The 14,891-nt window shown below is 61.6% G+C and carries 17 protein-coding genes, 1 tRNA gene and 2 pseudogenes; 17 read left to right on the top strand and 3 right to left on the bottom strand.

Annotation, left to right across the window (positions count from 1 at the left end):
• The first annotated feature begins 6 nt into the window (after positions 1–6).
• From AZF01_RS17420 to AZF01_RS17395, 6 genes are all read left to right on the top strand, one after another.
• Positions 7–720: a FadR/GntR family transcriptional regulator gene (locus AZF01_RS17420; RefSeq protein WP_024706868.1), complete on the top strand. Its 714-nt coding sequence runs from the start codon at positions 7–9 to the stop codon at positions 718–720.
• Entirely contained in the window at positions 717–1,886 is a 1,170-nt protein-coding gene (locus AZF01_RS17415; protein ID WP_024706867.1) for a PLP-dependent transferase, read from the top strand. The genes AZF01_RS17420 and AZF01_RS17415 overlap by 4 nt, the downstream gene beginning before the upstream one ends.
• 39 nt (positions 1,887–1,925) lie before the next feature.
• Entirely contained in the window at positions 1,926–3,179 is a 1,254-nt protein-coding gene (locus AZF01_RS17410; protein ID WP_024706866.1) for a sugar ABC transporter substrate-binding protein, read from the top strand.
• Positions 3,180–3,251: 72 nt separating this feature from the next.
• On the top strand, positions 3,252–4,175 hold the full coding sequence (locus tag AZF01_RS17405; RefSeq protein WP_024706865.1) for a carbohydrate ABC transporter permease: 924 nt from the start codon (positions 3,252–3,254) through the stop codon (positions 4,173–4,175).
• A 4-nt stretch (positions 4,176–4,179) separates the two neighbouring features.
• Complete coding sequence (locus tag AZF01_RS17400) at positions 4,180–5,013, top strand: carbohydrate ABC transporter permease (protein WP_024706864.1); 834 nt, start codon at positions 4,180–4,182, stop codon at positions 5,011–5,013.
• A gap of 12 nt (positions 5,014–5,025) precedes the next feature.
• On the top strand, positions 5,026–6,093 hold the full coding sequence (locus tag AZF01_RS17395; RefSeq protein ID WP_024706863.1) for an ABC transporter ATP-binding protein: 1,068 nt from the start codon (positions 5,026–5,028) through the stop codon (positions 6,091–6,093).
• A 109-nt stretch (positions 6,094–6,202) separates the two neighbouring features.
• Here the strand turns inward: AZF01_RS17395 and AZF01_RS17390 are convergent, their stop codons facing one another.
• From AZF01_RS17390 to AZF01_RS17380, 3 genes are all read right to left on the bottom strand, one after another.
• Positions 6,203–7,150, bottom strand: a complete 948-nt coding sequence (locus AZF01_RS17390; RefSeq protein ID WP_024706862.1) for a cation diffusion facilitator family transporter — start codon at positions 7,148–7,150, stop codon at positions 6,203–6,205.
• A gap of 105 nt (positions 7,151–7,255) precedes the next feature.
• On the bottom strand, positions 7,256–7,774 hold the full coding sequence (locus tag AZF01_RS17385; RefSeq protein ID WP_024706861.1) for a disulfide bond formation protein B: 519 nt from the start codon (positions 7,772–7,774) through the stop codon (positions 7,256–7,258).
• A gap of 9 nt (positions 7,775–7,783) precedes the next feature.
• The gene (locus tag AZF01_RS17380; protein WP_024706860.1) at positions 7,784–8,365 is read right to left on the bottom strand and encodes a YqaA family protein; all 582 of its coding nucleotides are present in this window, start codon (positions 8,363–8,365) and stop codon (positions 7,784–7,786) included.
• Between the two features lie 185 nt (positions 8,366–8,550).
• Between AZF01_RS17380 and AZF01_RS17375 the strand changes: the two genes are divergently transcribed.
• The 11 genes and pseudogenes from AZF01_RS17375 to AZF01_RS17335 all read left to right on the top strand — a co-directional run bounded on the left by AZF01_RS17375 (position 8,551) and on the right by AZF01_RS17335 (position 14,760).
• A tRNA-Leu gene (locus AZF01_RS17375) sits at positions 8,551–8,635 on the top strand.
• 168 nt (positions 8,636–8,803) lie between these two features.
• Complete coding sequence (locus AZF01_RS24740; protein ID WP_371260705.1) at positions 8,804–8,968, top strand: hypothetical protein; 165 nt, start codon at positions 8,804–8,806, stop codon at positions 8,966–8,968.
• Positions 8,969–9,078: 110 nt separating this feature from the next.
• Positions 9,079–9,630: a hypothetical protein gene (locus tag AZF01_RS17370; RefSeq protein WP_051423994.1), complete on the top strand. Its 552-nt coding sequence runs from the start codon at positions 9,079–9,081 to the stop codon at positions 9,628–9,630.
• A 68-nt stretch (positions 9,631–9,698) separates the two neighbouring features.
• Positions 9,699–9,770 (top strand): annotated as a pseudogene (locus AZF01_RS24085) (DUF2274 domain-containing protein); the annotation flags it as partial.
• 302 nt (positions 9,771–10,072) lie between these two features.
• Positions 10,073–10,705 carry a TetR/AcrR family transcriptional regulator gene (locus AZF01_RS17365; protein ID WP_024706859.1) on the top strand — a complete coding sequence of 211 codons (633 nt, stop codon included), beginning with the start codon at positions 10,073–10,075 and terminating at the stop codon, positions 10,703–10,705.
• Between the two features lie 13 nt (positions 10,706–10,718).
• Positions 10,719–11,408 carry a DUF899 domain-containing protein gene (locus tag AZF01_RS17360; protein ID WP_024706858.1) on the top strand — a complete coding sequence of 230 codons (690 nt, stop codon included), beginning with the start codon at positions 10,719–10,721 and terminating at the stop codon, positions 11,406–11,408.
• Positions 11,350–11,628: pseudogene (locus AZF01_RS17355) on the top strand (hypothetical protein); the annotation flags it as partial. The gene AZF01_RS17360 and the pseudogene AZF01_RS17355, both read left to right, overlap by 59 nt.
• Before the next feature lie 50 nt (positions 11,629–11,678).
• Positions 11,679–12,101, top strand: a complete 423-nt coding sequence (locus AZF01_RS17350) for a VOC family protein (RefSeq protein WP_024706856.1) — start codon at positions 11,679–11,681, stop codon at positions 12,099–12,101.
• A gap of 32 nt (positions 12,102–12,133) precedes the next feature.
• Positions 12,134–12,997, top strand: coding sequence for an alpha/beta fold hydrolase (locus AZF01_RS17345; RefSeq protein ID WP_024706855.1), 864 nt, complete (start codon positions 12,134–12,136; stop codon positions 12,995–12,997).
• Between the two features lie 62 nt (positions 12,998–13,059).
• Entirely contained in the window at positions 13,060–13,536 is a 477-nt protein-coding gene (locus AZF01_RS17340; RefSeq protein WP_024706854.1) for a VOC family protein, read from the top strand.
• 474 nt (positions 13,537–14,010) lie between these two features.
• Positions 14,011–14,760 (top strand): SDR family oxidoreductase, encoded by a 750-nt coding sequence (locus AZF01_RS17335; RefSeq protein ID WP_024706853.1) that lies wholly within the window; start codon positions 14,011–14,013, stop codon positions 14,758–14,760.
• Positions 14,761–14,891 lie beyond the last annotated feature (131 nt).

Here is a 14,891-nt window from a genome sequence, read left to right as displayed (position 1 = left end):
TGACGCATGAACGATGACAAGCCCGCCATGATGCCGCTTGCGCCGGTAAGCCGCGTTCGACAGGTCGCCGACGCACTGGTAGACTACGTGTCGCGCTCGGGCTTGAAGCCCGGCGACCGTATCCCGGCCGAACGCGAACTGATGGCGGCGCTCGGCGTCGGGCGTTCGACCATTCGCGAGGTGATCCGGCATTTCCAGTCGCTCGGCGTGATGGAGACCCGCAAGGGCAGCGGCACCTTTCTGCTCAAGCCGATCTCATCGGCCACAATCCACATGCCGTTGTCCCTCAATGCGGTCAATCTCCGTGACGCTTTGCTGCAGACGCTTGAAGTGCGTCGCGGCATCGAGGCGGAGGCCGCCATGGCGGCCGCGCGGCGCCGCACCGCCGCGGACCTGAAGATCATCGAGGAAAAGCTCGACGCGATGGAGCGCGTGCACCTGTCCAAGGGCACGTCCGGGCCGGAAGACCTTGAACTGCATCTGGCGATCTACGATGCCACGCACAATCCCCTGTTCCGTCAGCTTCTGGAGCAAATGCGCGAGGCGTTCGAGAAATTCTGGGCCGAGCCCTTCGACCGCCCGGATTTCGCCCGCCGCTCCTTTCCCTATCACCGCACCTTGTTCAACGCCATCGTCGCCCAGGATACCGAGGCCGCGCGGCGGGAAACACTGAAGATCCTCGACGTCGTCGAGGAAGACATCAAGGAAATGTCCAAATGAATGACGGCCTCTCCCAAGCCGACGAAATCGCGCTGATCGGCGCTCATGACGGGGTCCATGCCTTCGCCGCCGTCGTTCCGCCGATCGTGCAGACATCGCTGTTCACCTTCGAGAACTACGACGAGATGCTCGACACCTATGCCGGGCGGAAGGAGCGTTTCGTCTATTCGCGCGCCGCGAACCCGACGGTCAGGGTGTTCGAGGAAATGCTGGCGCGCATGGAAAAGGCGGAGGACGCGGTGGGCTTTGCCAGCGGCATGGCGGCGATTTCGGCGGCGATCATCACCTTCGTCGAGCCGGGAGACCGGATCGTTGCCGTGCGCAACGTCTATCCCGATGCCTACCGGCTGTTCGGCACCATCCTGAAGCGTATGAAAATCGAGGTCGAGTATGTGGACGGGCTGGACCTTGAAGCGGTCGATGCGGCGCTGTCCGGCGCGAAGCTGTTTTATATGGAAAGCCCGACGAGCTGGGAAATGGAGGCTCACGACGTCGGCGCGCTGGCGGCGCTTGCAAAGAAACATGGCGCGCTCTCGGTCATCGACAATTCCTGGGCGAGCCCCGTTTTCCAGCAGCCGGTCACGCTCGGCGTCGATCTCGTTCTCCATTCGGCCTCCAAATATCTCTCCGGCCACAGCGATGTCGTCGCCGGCGTCGTCGCCGGTTCGAAGGAGCTGGTCGGGCGGCTGCGCGGGGAGGCGCTGTCCTATCTCGGCGGCAAGCTTGCCCCCTTCGATGCCTGGCTTCTGACGCGCGGACTGAGAACGCTTGCCATCCGGATGAAGGCGCATGAGGCCTCCGCGCTTGAAATCGCCAGGCGGCTCGCCGCCCGCGAGGACGTCACCAAGGTCTGTCATCCGGGTCTGAAAAACCGGCTTCCGCCCGGGCTTTCCGGAACCTCCGGCCTGTTTTCCTTCCACCTTTCCGAACGCATCGACATCAAGGCTTTCTGCGACCGGCTCTCGCTGTTCAAGCTCGGCGTCAGCTGGGGCGGTCATGAAAGCCTGATCGTGCCCGGAGAGGTGGTTCTGGCGCAGAAGGCGCAGCCGAATTCGGCGCGCGCTTTCGGCCTCGATCCGCGCTCCGTGCGCATTCATGTCGGGCTGGAGGGCACGGAAGCGCTCTGGCGCGACCTCGAGGCGGCCTTCGAGGCCGCAAAAAACTGAGACTTCAACGCATAGAAGCAAAAAGCAAGGGGAATGGAAATGAAGAAACTGCTTACAGCCACATGCCTTTCGGCGCTCATGGCGTCTGCCGCCCATGCCGAAACGCTCATCCTGGTCGAGGTCATCACCAGCCCGGCCAGAACCGAAACGCTGGAATCAATCGTCGCGCGTTTCGAGGAAGCCAATCCGGGTACCGATGTCGAGATCATTTCGTTGCCCTGGGGCGAGGCCTTCCAGAAGTTCGCCACCATGGTCTCCGCCGGCAATATTCCAGATGTGGTCGAGATGCCGGATTCCTGGGTTTCGCTTTATGCCAATAACGGCATGCTGGAAAGCCTCGAGCCCTATCTCGCCGACTGGGAATATACCGATGACCTGACGGACCGGGCGCTGGAGCTCGGTCGCGAGGTTGACGGCACGGCCTACATGCTGCCCTACGGCTTTTATCTGCGCGCCATGTTCTACTACAAGAACCTGCTGGAAGCCGCCGGCATCTCCGAGCCGCCGACCACGCTTGCCGAATTCACGGAAGCCTCGGCGAAGATCTCCGAACTGGACGGCAAATACGGCTACTGCCTGCGCGGCGGTGCCGGCGGGCTGAATGGCTGGCTGATGTACGGCGCCGACATGGCCGGCTCCAACGTATTCTTCGAGGAAGACGGCACCTCCACGGCCAATCAGGAGGGGTGGGTCGAGGGCTTCCAGTGGCTGATCGACCTCTATCAGAACGGCTACGCGCCGAAGGATTCGGTCAACTGGGGCTTCAACGAGATCGTCGCCGGCTTCTATTCCGGCACCTGTGCCTTCCTGGACCAGGACCCCGATGCGCTGATCGCCATTGCCGAGCACATGGACGAGAGCGATTACGGCGTGACGACCATGCCGAAGGGGCCGTCCGGAAAGACCTTCCCGACCATCGGCTATGCCGGCTGGTCGATGATGTCGGCCTCCGAGAACAAGGACCTCGCCTGGAAGCTGATCGCAACGCTCGAGGGCCCGGAAGGCAATATCGCCTGGAACAAGCGCACCGGCGCGCTTCCCGTGCAGAGGGCAGCCGAGGAGGACCCCTTCTATGACAGCCCTCAGTTTGCCGGCTGGTTCGAGGAGCTGAACGACCCGGATGCCGTGCCGACCGTGATGCCGACCTATCTCGAGGAATTCGGCTTCTTCAAGGATTCGCTGTCCATCTCGACCTCGCAGCAGGCCCTGCTCGGCGAAATCACCGCGCAGGAAATGGCCGATGAGTGGGCCGACTACCTGACCAAGGCGCAGAAGAAGCACCTCGCCAGATAACGTATCCGTGCGGCCGGCTGCGGGAGACCGCAGCCGGCTGGCGCCTTTCTTCGATCATTCAAAGGACAGACGATGACCGACGCGGTGGACAACCGTGCCAGAAAGCCACTGGCGAAGCGGGCAAGCGCGTTTTTCGAGCCCTATCTCTACAGCGCTCCGGCGCTCTTTCTGATCGCCGCGGTGATCCTGGTTCCGCTTGTCGTGGGCATTTCCTATGCCTTCCGCGATATCCAGCTTCTCAATCCGTTTTCGGGCGGCTTCATCGGGCTTGATCACTTCCACGCGCTTGCCGGGGACAAGGCCTTTCGTCGTGCGCTCGGCAACACGCTGTGGTGGACCGGAGCATCCGTTTTCCTGCAGTTTGTCCTCGGTCTCATCCTGGCGCTCCTGCTCGACAAGCCGTTTTACGGACGCGGCCTGGTTCAGGCGCTGGTCTTCCTGCCCTGGGCCGTGCCCACCTTTCTCGCCGGCCTCAACTGGGCCTGGCTCTTCAATCCGGTCATCGGTCCGCTGCCGCACTGGTTTCACGCGCTCGGCCTGATGGCCGAACCGGAAAACATCCTCTCCGACCCCGCCCTTGCCATGTGGGGACCGATCGCCGCCAATGTCTGGTGGGGCATCCCCTTCTTCGCCATCACCATGCTGGCGGCGCTCCAGTCGATCCCGCGCGACCTCTACGAGGCGGCGGCCATTGACGGCGCCGGCCCGGTGCAGCGGTTCCTGTCCATCACCCTGCCGTTTCTGGCGCCGACCATGGCGATCACCATCCTGCTGCGCACGGTCTGGATCGCCAACTTCGCCGATCTGATCGTGGTGATGACATCCGGCGGGCCGGCCAACCGGACGCAGATCGTCGCGAGCTACATCTTCACCCAGGCCTTCCGCAAGCTCGATTTCGGCTATGCCTCGGCGATTGCGCTCGTGCTGCTGGTGCTGCTTCTGGCCTATGCCCTGCTGATCATCCTTTTGCGCCAGACATTGCTGAACAAGGGCTGAGACGATGCGACCGAAAAGAATAGCCCTCACGGCAGCCCACCGCCTCGCAATCCTCGCCTATGTCGCCTTTGCGCTGTTCCCGCTCTACTGGCTGTTGAAAGTGGCGGTAACGCCCAACAGGCTGCTTTACAGCGAAGGGGTCCGGATGTGGCCATCGCGCATGACGTTCGAACATTTCGACTTCGTGCTGCGTCATTCCGATTTCCCGCTGTTCTTCAGAAACAGCGTCATCGTTTCGGGCTCCACGGCGATCGCCGTCACCATCGTTGCCTCGCTCGCCGGCTACGCGCTGTCGCGCTTTGCCTTCAAGACCAAATACTGGATCGTGGCGCTGATGCTGATCACCCAGATGTTTCCTCTGGTCATGCTGGTGGCGCCGATTTTCAAGCTTCTGTCGCCGCTCGGGCTGACCGACACGCTGGCGGGCCTCATCATCGTCTACACCGCCTTCAACGTGCCCTTCGCCACCTTCCTGATGCAATCCTTCTTCGATGGCATTCCCAAGGATCTCGAGGAAGCGGCGATGATCGACGGGGCGACGCGGTTCAAGGCGTTCCGCCAGATCATCCTGCCGCTCACCCTGCCGGGCATTGCCGCCACGCTCGGTTTCGTCTTCACCGCAGCCTGGAGCGAGCTCCTGTTTGCCCTGATGCTGATTTCGGGCAACAGCGCGGCGACCTTTCCGGTCGGCCTCCTCACCTTCGTGTCCAAGTTCTCCGTCGACTTCGGTCAGATGATGGCCGCCGGCGTGCTCGCGCTCATTCCCGCCTGCATCTTCTTCCTGGCTATCCAGCGCTATCTCGTCAAAGGCCTCACTGCCGGCGCCGTCAAAGGCTGAAAGGATTTCCAAATGGCTTCCATCGATATCTCGGACGTGCGCAAGAGCTATGGCAGGACCCCGGTGCTGCACGGCGTCGACCTCAACATCGAAGACGGTGAGTTTGTGGTTCTGGTCGGCCCCTCGGGCTGCGGAAAGTCGACGTTGTTGCGCATGATTGCCGGGCTTGAGGAGATCACCGGCGGCGATATCGCCATTGCCGGCAGGCGGGTCAACGACCTGGCGCCCAAGGATCGCGATATCGCGATGGTGTTCCAGTCCTACGCGCTTTATCCGCATATGAGCGTCGCCGACAATATGAGCTACAGCCTGCGCCTGCGCCGAACGCCGCGCGAAACCATCAAGGCCGTGGTCGGCAGGGCGGCGACGATCCTCGGCCTCGATCCGCTGCTCGAACGCCGCCCGCGCGCGCTGTCCGGCGGCCAGCGCCAGCGCGTCGCCATGGGGCGCGCCATCGTGCGAGAGCCGAAGGCCTTCCTGTTCGACGAGCCGCTGTCGAACCTGGACGCGCGCCTGCGCGAACAGATGCGCGCCGAAATCAAGCAGCTCCACAAGAATATCGGCGCCACCTCGATCTATGTGACCCACGACCAGATCGAGGCGATGACGCTTGCCGACCGGATCGTCGCCATGAATGGCGGCATCGTCCAGCAGGTGGGAAGCCCGCTCGATCTCTATGACCGTCCGGTCAACCGTTTTGTCGCGGGCTTCATCGGCTCGCCCGGCATGAACTTTCTTGAGGGGCAGTTGCGATTGAAGGAGAGCGGACCGGTGCTGGCGCTTGATCGGGGCGTCGAGGTGGCGCTCCCTGTGCGCCCCGGCATGGAGGATGGCAGCGCAATGACGCTTGGCATCCGCCCGGAACATGTCGTCCGTTCGGCCGAAAGCGCTGCTGTCACCGCCGAAACCCAACTCATTGAGCCGACCGGCTTTGGTATCATCGTGCATCTCGACGTCGGCGGTCAGGATCTCAAGATGTTCACCCAGGACCGGGCCGCGCTTCGGTTCGATGGCGAGATCACGGTGTCGCTTCCGCCCGACCGTCTCCACTTCTTTGATCGGGACGGAGATCGCGTCTAGATCGGTTCCGCCTTTCATGGAAACGCGGAATCACGCTGCCCATTTGTTTCGGCGCATTTTCGCGGGCGTCAGATGGTACCATCCGACTGCGAAATGCCCTGGAAGCGCTCTAGACCACGTCCGGCGGACGCAGCCTGCATTTTTCGGCCGTGTCTGCGGTTTCGATCTGCAGTGTGGTATGGCCGATCTCGAAATGCTCCCGCAATTCTTCGGGGAGCGTGGCGAGCAGCGGGCGGTGATAGCCCTCGGCGCAGACGATATGCGCCGTCAGCGCCGTTTCGGTGGTGCTGAGCGCCCAGATATGGAGGTCGTGGACCTCATCGACGCCTTCGGCCCCTTCGAGAAACTGGCGCACGTCGTCAATGTCGATGCCGGCGGGCACCGCGTCCATGGCGAGCCGGGTGGAATCGCGCAAGAGGCCCCAGGTCCCCACGAGAATGACGAAGCCGATGACGAGGCTGACGGCCGGGTCGATCCAGTCCCAGCCGGTAAAGCCGATGACGATGGCCGCGACGATGACGCCGACGGTCACGGCGGCATCTGCGGCCATGTGCAGGTAGGCGCCACGAATATTGATGTCTGACTTGCTGCCGGAGGCAAACAGATAGGCGGTGAAGCCGTTGACCAGAACGCCGGCGGCCGCGACCCAGATCACCGTGCCGGTCTCGATCGGTTCGGGCGTGAAGAACCGGCCGATCGCCTCCCAGCTGATGGCGCCCACGGCAACGATCAGGATGATGGCGTTGGCAAGGGAGGCCAGGATCGGCGCGCGCTTGAAGCCATAGGTGCGGATGCCGCCGGGCGGTTTCGCCGCCAGCCAGATTGCCCCCCAGGCCAGCACGAGCCCCAGAACGTCGGAGAGATTGTGCCCGGCATCGGCCAGAAGCGCCAGCGACCCGGTGATGACGCCGAAAACCGCCTCCAGCGCCACATAGATGATGTTGAGGGAAATGCCGATGGCAAAGGCGCGGCCGAAGCTTTTCGGCGCATGAGAATGCCCGTGCCCGCCATGCCCCTCGTGGCCGCCGTGACCGTGCGCGTGATGATGCCCCGACATGCTTTGCTGCCTCCATGGTTGCGATGGAGATGAATGTAGAAGCTATAGCGGGGTGAGGATCAAGGGGACCGGGCGCGAAAAATACGCCCGGACTTCTGCCAGACGCTACCGCGCCGTCCTGCGGACGCCCCAGAGCGCGATGGCCGCGATGATGACGCTGACGACAACGTTCCAGCCGGCAAAGGACAGGCCGAGCACGCGCAGCGCCGCCTCGTCGCATTTCGGGCCGGTCACGCGGTTGAGATCGGCCAGCAGCGAGCTTGCATCGGTGGTCATGCCGGAAAGCGAGCCCGAGCAATCCGAAGGTCCTGCCCACCAGTGCCATTCGACGCCGGAATGATAGATGCCCATCACCATGCCCCAGACCATCAGCCCGGCAATGACGATGAGTGCAAGCCTGCCGACGAGGCGCGGCAGGACGCCGAAGCGGATGGCGACCAGCCCGACAATGCCGACGGGCACGCCGATATAATAGGGTTTGCGCTCCAGAAGGCAGAGATGGCAGGGGATGTAGCCGCCGATATGCTCGAAGCCGAGGGCCGAAAGCACCGAGACGGCCATGCCGAGCGTCACCAGGACGAGGCTGATGACGAGGCGATTGTCTGTGACGAAGCGGGGGAGCATGATATGCACCTAGAAGACATATTTGACGAGGTAGAATCCGCCGAACAGAAGCACGACGAAGACGGTGAAGAGGATGCCGAGATATTTCTCGATGAAATCGCGGATCGGCACGCCGTAGCGGTTGAGCAGAAAGGCGATCAGGAAGAAGCGGAACGCGCGGCCGATGACGCTCACGAGGAGGAAGATGCCGAAATTGAGCCCCGTCGCGCCGGAGAAGATCGTCAGCACCTTGTAGGGGAAGGGGGTGATGGCGGCAAAGAGAACCCCCCAACCGCCCCAGGTGTTGTACCATTCGGCGATCTGCTCGAAGGAATGTTCCTTGCCGTAAAAGGCGAGGATCGGCTGGCCGACGGCTTCGAACAGGAACATGCCGATGAGATAGCCGCCGATCGCGCCGAGAATCGAGGCGAGCGTGCAGATGAAGGCGATCCGGACCCAGCTGAGCGGCTTGGCGATGACCATCGGGATCATCAGAACGTCCGGCGGGATTGGAAAGAAGGAGCTTTCGGCAAAGGAAATGGCAAACAGCGCGCGTTCTGCGTGGCGCGTCGCGGCAAGGGAGAGTGTCCAGTTGTAAAGGCGGCGCAACATGGGATGATCCGGAAATAATTGGAGACAAGGATTTAGAGTATTGCCGGAGGATGGTAAATCCCGCGCCGCTTGTCCATTCTTCACTACGGCGTGAAACCCGCTTTTCGCATGATCGGGATCAAAATCCCGGTTGACGCAACGGTCGTACCCCGTATATTTCGCCCCAACCCGGTCTCGACCGGCGGGCCCCTTTGGCGGAACTGGTAGACGCGCCTGACTCAAAATCAGGTTCCGAAAGGAGTGCTGGTTCGATTCCGGCAAGGGGCACCAGGTTTCTCACTGTTATTCTTCAGTAAGATTTTGATTTTTAATCGAAAATTATAGATCTCCCTCCATCGCTATCGCCCTTAACGCCATTTGCATGCAACAAAGTGTGCAGCAAATTAGGGAACGAGCGCTACGCGAACTACGTCCAAAGGAAAGAATCCGGACCGTTTTCTGACAACGCGACAAGGTATTTACATGTACGTTCGGCGGGTGCCGAAGCTTGCGATAGACCTTGAATCGCGAGCGCCGGCCATTCGAATTTCGCTCCGGACTCGTGATCTTGCGATGGCCCGAATTGAACGTGATGCCTGCGAAAAGGCTGACAACCCATTGTGAGGCGCATATCCAGGGGGGATGATCGCAGTAAGGCGGACGCACGCTACCGCGCCGCAGCCGTGGCGCGAGCGCGTGCTCTGGATTTCACCTATCGTCCGGCAGCCGATGTGATGGCGAGCGAGACCGGTGATCAGGTCATGGCGCGACTGGATGCATTGTCGACGTCACCGCCAAAGAGCATGGATGCCGCGGCGGTTTTGGGGCTTGAGCCTCGGCCGCGCGTTCGATTGTCCGAAGCCTTCGAGCTATATCTGACAGAAATTGCTGCACCGGAAGTTGCAGGCAAGAGCGCTACACAGAGGCGCAACTGGACGAAGGTGCGGCGCCGGGCTGTTTCAAACTTCATTGCGGTTGCCGGAGATAAGTATTTCGATGAGATCGATCGCCAGGATGCTCTGAAACTCTACCGATACTGGCGGGAGAAGATTGCACCGGCTGACGGCCCCGCCCAAAGAAGCGTTTCGTCCGGCAATAAGGATATCGGCTGCCTTCGCAACATCTGGCGATCCTATCAACGCTATCAGGGTGTATCGTCGGACAATAATCCGTTTGCGAACCTATCATTCCGCGACAAGAACAGCGCCGGGCGGCCTCCATTCTCTGCTGAATGGCTTGAGAGGTGTGTATTGGCGCCTGGCGCGCTATCCGGCTTGAACGAATAAGCACGTCATATCGTACAGTTTCTGTGACCTGAGCCCCGACTTCCCTCCAGTTTTCGGGGCGCAGAGCAGTGGAGTTGCCCGCACCACTTCACCGCGATTTGGTTGCCTACGCCGAGGTGCTGGCCCGTGAGAGCGGCCAGGCGAACTGTCTGGGATCGGCAAGCCTGGCCGCAGTCTCTCAGGCGTCACTTTTTTTGCGGCGTTCCGGCGATGATACGTCGGTTTCAGCCAGCGTCTCCAAATCCTCTAGCATCCCTATCGCGTGCGCGGCGTAAGGTCCGATCCAGCGCTTCTGAACGTCATGGATCGGGATACGAATCGTCCGTCGGTGCGGTAATCGCCGCCTCCAGCTCGCGATCGCACTCGCGCGCCCTGCGTGATCATCGTCGCATTTGACATCAAACCGACTAGTTGGTATGTTTTCCGGAACAGGAGGCGACACATGCCCAAAATGACCTCAAAACCGGATGCGAGATCGAAGCTGCTCGATGCGGCGCTGTCGCTGATCCGCGCCAAGGGCTATACGGCCACCACCGTCGACGAACTCTGTTCGGCCGCGGGGGTGACCAAGGGGGCCTTCTTCCATCACTTCAAGAGCAAGGACGCGCTCGGTATCGCGGCGGCAGAACACTGGTCGGCCACCACCGGCGCATTCTTCGCAAGCGCCCCCTATCACGACCATGATGATCCGTTCGAGCGGCTGATCGGCTACATCGAGTTCCGCAAGGCGATCATCGAGGGCGACCTCGCCGAGTTCACCTGTCTCGTCGGCACCATGACGCAGGAGGTCTATGGGTCAAATCCGGCGATCCGCGATGCCTGCGCGGCAAGCATTTTCGGGCATGCGGCCACGCTTGAGCCCGACATCGAGGCGGCGATGAAAGCGCGAGGGATTGCGGCAGACTGGACGCCCGCCAGCCTGGCCGCCCACACCCAGGCCGTGCTGCAGGGCGCATTCATACTGGCCAAGGCGACGGGCGACCGCGCAATCGCGCGCGACAGCGTCGATCATCTGAAACGCTATCTGCTGCTCCTGTTCGAGAGGCCATCGAAGAGCGGCGCGACAGGTTCTTGAGGAGGTTCATAACATGACCGGAATTTCAGACCATGAAACGAAGGCGGTGTCCGGTGTCGTTCGCCGAACGCTATCACCGGATGCCTGGCGCGACGAACTCGCCGACCTGCGCGATGCGGAAAAGGACCTGACCCGTGCTCAGGACCGGCTGGCCGCAAGGCGGCGGCGCATGCCGTGGACGAAGGTCGATGGCGACTATGCCTTCACCGGCCCCGAAGGAACCGGCACGCTGGCCGATCTGTTCGACGGCCGTCCGCAACTCATCGTCTATCATCATATGCTGAAGCCCGCGGATCCGAGCCCGTGCGCAGGCTGCTGCATGGTGGCTGACCAGATCCCGCATCTCTCCCATCTGCACGCCCGCAACACCACGCTCGTCTTCGTGTCGAAAGCGCCGATTAGCGAGATCGAGGCGTTCCGAAAGCGCATGGGCTGGTCGATGCCCTGGTACGAGACACGGGATAATTTCAACGCCGACTTCGACGTGAGCTCAGGCTTCGGCCTCAACGTTTTCTATCGCGACGACGCGGATATCTACCGGACCTACTTCACGACCGGTCGCGGGGTCGAGACGCTCGGCACGGTCTGGACTCTGCTCGACCTGACGCCCCTCGGCCGGCAGGAAGACTGGGAGGACGCGCCCGAGGGCACGCCGCAGACCAGGCCGTACCAGTGGTGGCGGAGGCACGACGCGTATGACTGAGACAGGTCCCCAATCGATGGGCGATGCCGACTGGCTCGATGGCCGTTTCAGCGCCGGCGACCTGATGACGGCCGATGTTCTGCGCAGGCTGGGCGGATCGGGGCTGCTCGAAGAGTTTCCGAACCTTGCGGCCTTCGTAGCCCGCGCCGAAGCGCGACCGGCCTTCAGGCGCGCCTTCGTTGCGCAGAGGGATTTCTTCGAAGCTGCGGCGGAGCCGTAACCAATGGCCGCCGATGAGGACGACATTTCAACCACAAGGGAGAGACTGACATGGAACCGACAATCTATCTTTTCTTCAAGGGCAATTGCTTCGAGGCGATGACCCGTTACGCCGAGGTGCTCGGCGGCGAGATCGGCGGCGTTTTCCGCAACGGTGACGCGCCCGACCCGGAAAGTCGGATGCCCGGCGGCGACGATATGGTGATGAACATGGCCATGAGTTTGGGCCGTGCCATGGTCATGGCCTCGGACGTCCCGGCCGAAATGTACAGCAAGCCCGCCGGCTTCCGCGTATCGATCGCGCCGAGTTCGCGCGAGGAATTCGACCGCATCCACGAGGCGCTGGCAGAGGATGCGCAGAGCGTCGAGATGGCGCCCGGCGAAACCTTCTGGGCCGAACGCTTCGCCATGTTCACCGACAGATACGGCACGCCGTGGATGCTCAATTTCGAGGGCGACAAGGGCTCCGCCTGAAGAGAATTCACCTCAAGCAGGGAGAGACAATCATGTTCCGGATGGTCATTCTGACCGCAATGCTTGCGGCCACCGCCCCGGCATTGGCCGAAGACGAGCCGAGAGGCGATCGCGTCGAGGTCAACGGTATGACGATGTATTACGAGGTCTCCGGAAAGGGCGATCCGCTGATCGTCCTGCACGGCGCCTATATGAACATCCCCTCGATGGGCGAGATCATCCCGATGCTCGCCGAAACACACCGCGTCTATGCGCTGGAATTCCAGGGACACGGCCGCACGACCGACATCGACCGGCCGATCACCTATCCGAATCTTGCGGGCGATGTCGCCGCCTTCATGGACGCAGTCGGGATCGAGAAGGGCGACATATTCGGCTATTCCATGGGCGCAGCCGCCGGGCTGCGGTTCGCCATCGACTTTCCTGAGCGGGTCGATCAGCTTGTCGCAGCATCCGTGGCGTATGATTACGAGGGCTGGCAGCCCGCCTTCAGGGACTTCGTCCCGCAGATGAGTGTCGAGATGTTCCTGGAGATGCCGTTTGCCGCCGAATACCGCGAACTGGCGGCCGATCCGGACGGGTTTCCCGCGCTCGTCGAAAAGCTGATCGCGCTCGAGCATGAACCGATGGCCTGGGGCGAGGCGGTGGAAGCATTGGAAACCCCGGTGCTGATCATCACCGGCGACGCCGATGTCGCGACGCTGGAACATTCGGTCGCGATGTTTCGCCTGCTGGGCGGCGGGGTGATGGGCGACATGGGGCAGCCGCTGCCGGTCTCCCGGCTCGCGGTGATGCCGGCGACATCCCACACCGCGGTCATCAACCAGCCCGCGCTTTTGCACGCATTCATCGAGCCCTTCCTTCAGGGGACGACACCGAAAGGCTTCTTCGAATAGCCCGCGTCGCGTCTTCTGCCGGAGGCGGCGCACCCGCCGCAACAGACACAAGGAGAAACGTCATGACCGATATCATCAATTGCCTTTGGTACGATCACGGCGAAGCCAGGAAAGCGGCCGCGTTCTATGCCGCCACTTTTCCCGACAGCCATGTCGATCGCGTGAACACCGCGGCCTCCGATTATCCCGGCGGCAGGAAAGGCGACGAACTGACCGTCGAGTTCACCGTACTCGGGCGCAAGTTCGTCGGCCTGAATGGCGGCCCCAACTTCACGCCGAACGAGGCCGTCTCCTTCATGGTGGTCACAGAAGATCAGGAAGAGACCGACCGCTTCTGGAACGCTATCGTCGGCAATGGCGGACAGGAAAGCGCCTGCGGCTGGTGCAAGGACCGCTGGGGGCATTCCTGGCAGATCACGCCGAAACTTCTCCTCGACCTGACGACGGGACCCGACAGGGACAAGGCCAAACGCGCCTTCGAGGCGATGATGACGATGGGCAGGATCGACATCGCCGCCCTGGAAAAAGCGGTGGAATAGCCGCCGGGGACCATCTCGGTCGCCGTGACAGGAACACTTTGGCGGGTGCTTTCTTGTTCGTGCCGGCATGAAGATCGCGCGCGAAGAAGAATTGCCGGGTTTTCTGACCATCGTCGCGTTCTCTGCTCAGACCACGTCCTGATGGCACTGCCCGTCAGTAATGCAAAATTCCCTGACATTCGGCTGCGATTGGCCTCACGCGCCTGACTTGCTGCGTCGCCCGCTGAAATAAGGCAGCGCGAACAGATAGAGACCGGTGACCAGCATCAGGAACAACGGGAACAAGGGCATACACCCATTCGGCGGGTTCCCTGCCGAACCCCTGAGACACGGCAAACGTCGAGGTTGCGGCGGATGGCTGGCTTTTGCGGTGATGCAGGTGAATGGCGGCCTTCTTAAGCTGACCGCAGGAATCGGGTGTCGAAGCAGCTGGGTATCTCATATCCGTCACTCTCCAATCTAAGGAGAACACGTATGGGAATATTACAGGATAAAGTTGCAGTTATCTCCGGTGCATCATCCGGTATCGGCCGTTCGGCCGCGTTGCTTTTTGCCGCCGAGGGCGCTTGCGTGGTTTTGAACGCGCGTCGGAAAGCGGCTTTGGAAGACGTCGCAAATCGTATCCAAGAAACAGGCGGACGCGCACATTTGGTTGCCGGCGATGTGAGTTCGGCTGAAACACATGAACAACTGGTCGCGGAAGCCGTGCAGGTTTTTGGAGGTCTTGATATCGCCTTCAATAATGCCGGGACCGTGGGTGCCTTAAAGCCGGTCGCTGAACTGGAATCCGAAGAATGGATCCAAACGATCGCCACAAACCTGAACGGCGCTTTTTTTGCGAGCCGTTATCAGATACCGGCAATGCTAGAACGCGGAGGCGGCTCCATTGTTTTTACCTCCAGCTTCGTCGGCACGAGCGTCGGTTTGCCAGGGATGAGTGCCTACGCCGCCGCAAAAGCAGGACTGATGGGCTTGGTCAAAGGCATCGCGGCGGATTATGCCGTAAAAAACATACGGGCCAATGCCCTTCTTCCGGGCGGCACAGACACGGGGATGGCGGGCGATCAATCGCAGAAGGATTGGGCCGCCGGTCTCCATGCGATGAAGCGGATAGCCCAGCCGGAAGAAATCGCGCAGGCCGCGTTGTTTTTGGCGGGGCCTGCATCGAGCTTCGTGACAGGTTCCGCGCTATTCGCGGACGGCGGAAATTCGGCGGTGAAATAGGCGGCATCTTTCACTGCGGTCGTTTGAACTGAACGGCTCGAACGACCGATCCGGGTAGAAAGCGGTTCCAAGCCCATGGAGCATGAATGGCCGCTCAGCTCATTATCTGAGTTCAAATCCGCCAGTCCGGA

It is taken from the genome of Martelella sp. AD-3 (genome assembly GCF_001578105.1).
Classification (GTDB): domain Bacteria; phylum Pseudomonadota; class Alphaproteobacteria; order Rhizobiales; family Rhizobiaceae; genus Martelella.
The sequence above is the reverse complement of the archived record's forward strand: the minus strand, read 5'-3'. Positions and strand labels throughout refer to the sequence as shown.

What these genes read in the sequence shown, in the direction of transcription:
- AZF01_RS17420 (WP_024706868.1), top strand. Translation starts at nt 7, where the DNA reads ATGAACGATGACAAGCCCGCCATGATGCCGCTTGCGCCGGTAAGCCGC.
- AZF01_RS17415 (WP_024706867.1), top strand. Translation starts at nt 717, where the DNA reads ATGAATGACGGCCTCTCCCAAGCCGACGAAATCGCGCTGATCGGCGCT.
- AZF01_RS17410 (WP_024706866.1), top strand. Translation starts at nt 1,926, where the DNA reads ATGAAGAAACTGCTTACAGCCACATGCCTTTCGGCGCTCATGGCGTCT.
- AZF01_RS17405 (WP_024706865.1), top strand. Translation starts at nt 3,252, where the DNA reads ATGACCGACGCGGTGGACAACCGTGCCAGAAAGCCACTGGCGAAGCGG.
- AZF01_RS17400 (WP_024706864.1), top strand. Translation starts at nt 4,180, where the DNA reads ATGCGACCGAAAAGAATAGCCCTCACGGCAGCCCACCGCCTCGCAATC.
- AZF01_RS17395 (WP_024706863.1), top strand. Translation starts at nt 5,026, where the DNA reads ATGGCTTCCATCGATATCTCGGACGTGCGCAAGAGCTATGGCAGGACC.
- AZF01_RS17390 (WP_024706862.1), bottom strand. Translation starts at nt 7,150, where the DNA reads ATGTCGGGGCATCATCACGCGCACGGTCACGGCGGCCACGAGGGGCAT.
- AZF01_RS17385 (WP_024706861.1), bottom strand. Translation starts at nt 7,774, where the DNA reads ATGCTCCCCCGCTTCGTCACAGACAATCGCCTCGTCATCAGCCTCGTC.
- AZF01_RS17380 (WP_024706860.1), bottom strand. Translation starts at nt 8,365, where the DNA reads ATGTTGCGCCGCCTTTACAACTGGACACTCTCCCTTGCCGCGACGCGC.
- AZF01_RS17370 (WP_051423994.1), top strand. Translation starts at nt 9,079, where the DNA reads ATGGCGAGCGAGACCGGTGATCAGGTCATGGCGCGACTGGATGCATTG.
- AZF01_RS17365 (WP_024706859.1), top strand. Translation starts at nt 10,073, where the DNA reads ATGCCCAAAATGACCTCAAAACCGGATGCGAGATCGAAGCTGCTCGAT.
- AZF01_RS17360 (WP_024706858.1), top strand. Translation starts at nt 10,719, where the DNA reads ATGACCGGAATTTCAGACCATGAAACGAAGGCGGTGTCCGGTGTCGTT.
- AZF01_RS17350 (WP_024706856.1), top strand. Translation starts at nt 11,679, where the DNA reads ATGGAACCGACAATCTATCTTTTCTTCAAGGGCAATTGCTTCGAGGCG.
- AZF01_RS17345 (WP_024706855.1), top strand. Translation starts at nt 12,134, where the DNA reads ATGTTCCGGATGGTCATTCTGACCGCAATGCTTGCGGCCACCGCCCCG.
- AZF01_RS17340 (WP_024706854.1), top strand. Translation starts at nt 13,060, where the DNA reads ATGACCGATATCATCAATTGCCTTTGGTACGATCACGGCGAAGCCAGG.
- AZF01_RS17335 (WP_024706853.1), top strand. Translation starts at nt 14,011, where the DNA reads ATGGGAATATTACAGGATAAAGTTGCAGTTATCTCCGGTGCATCATCC.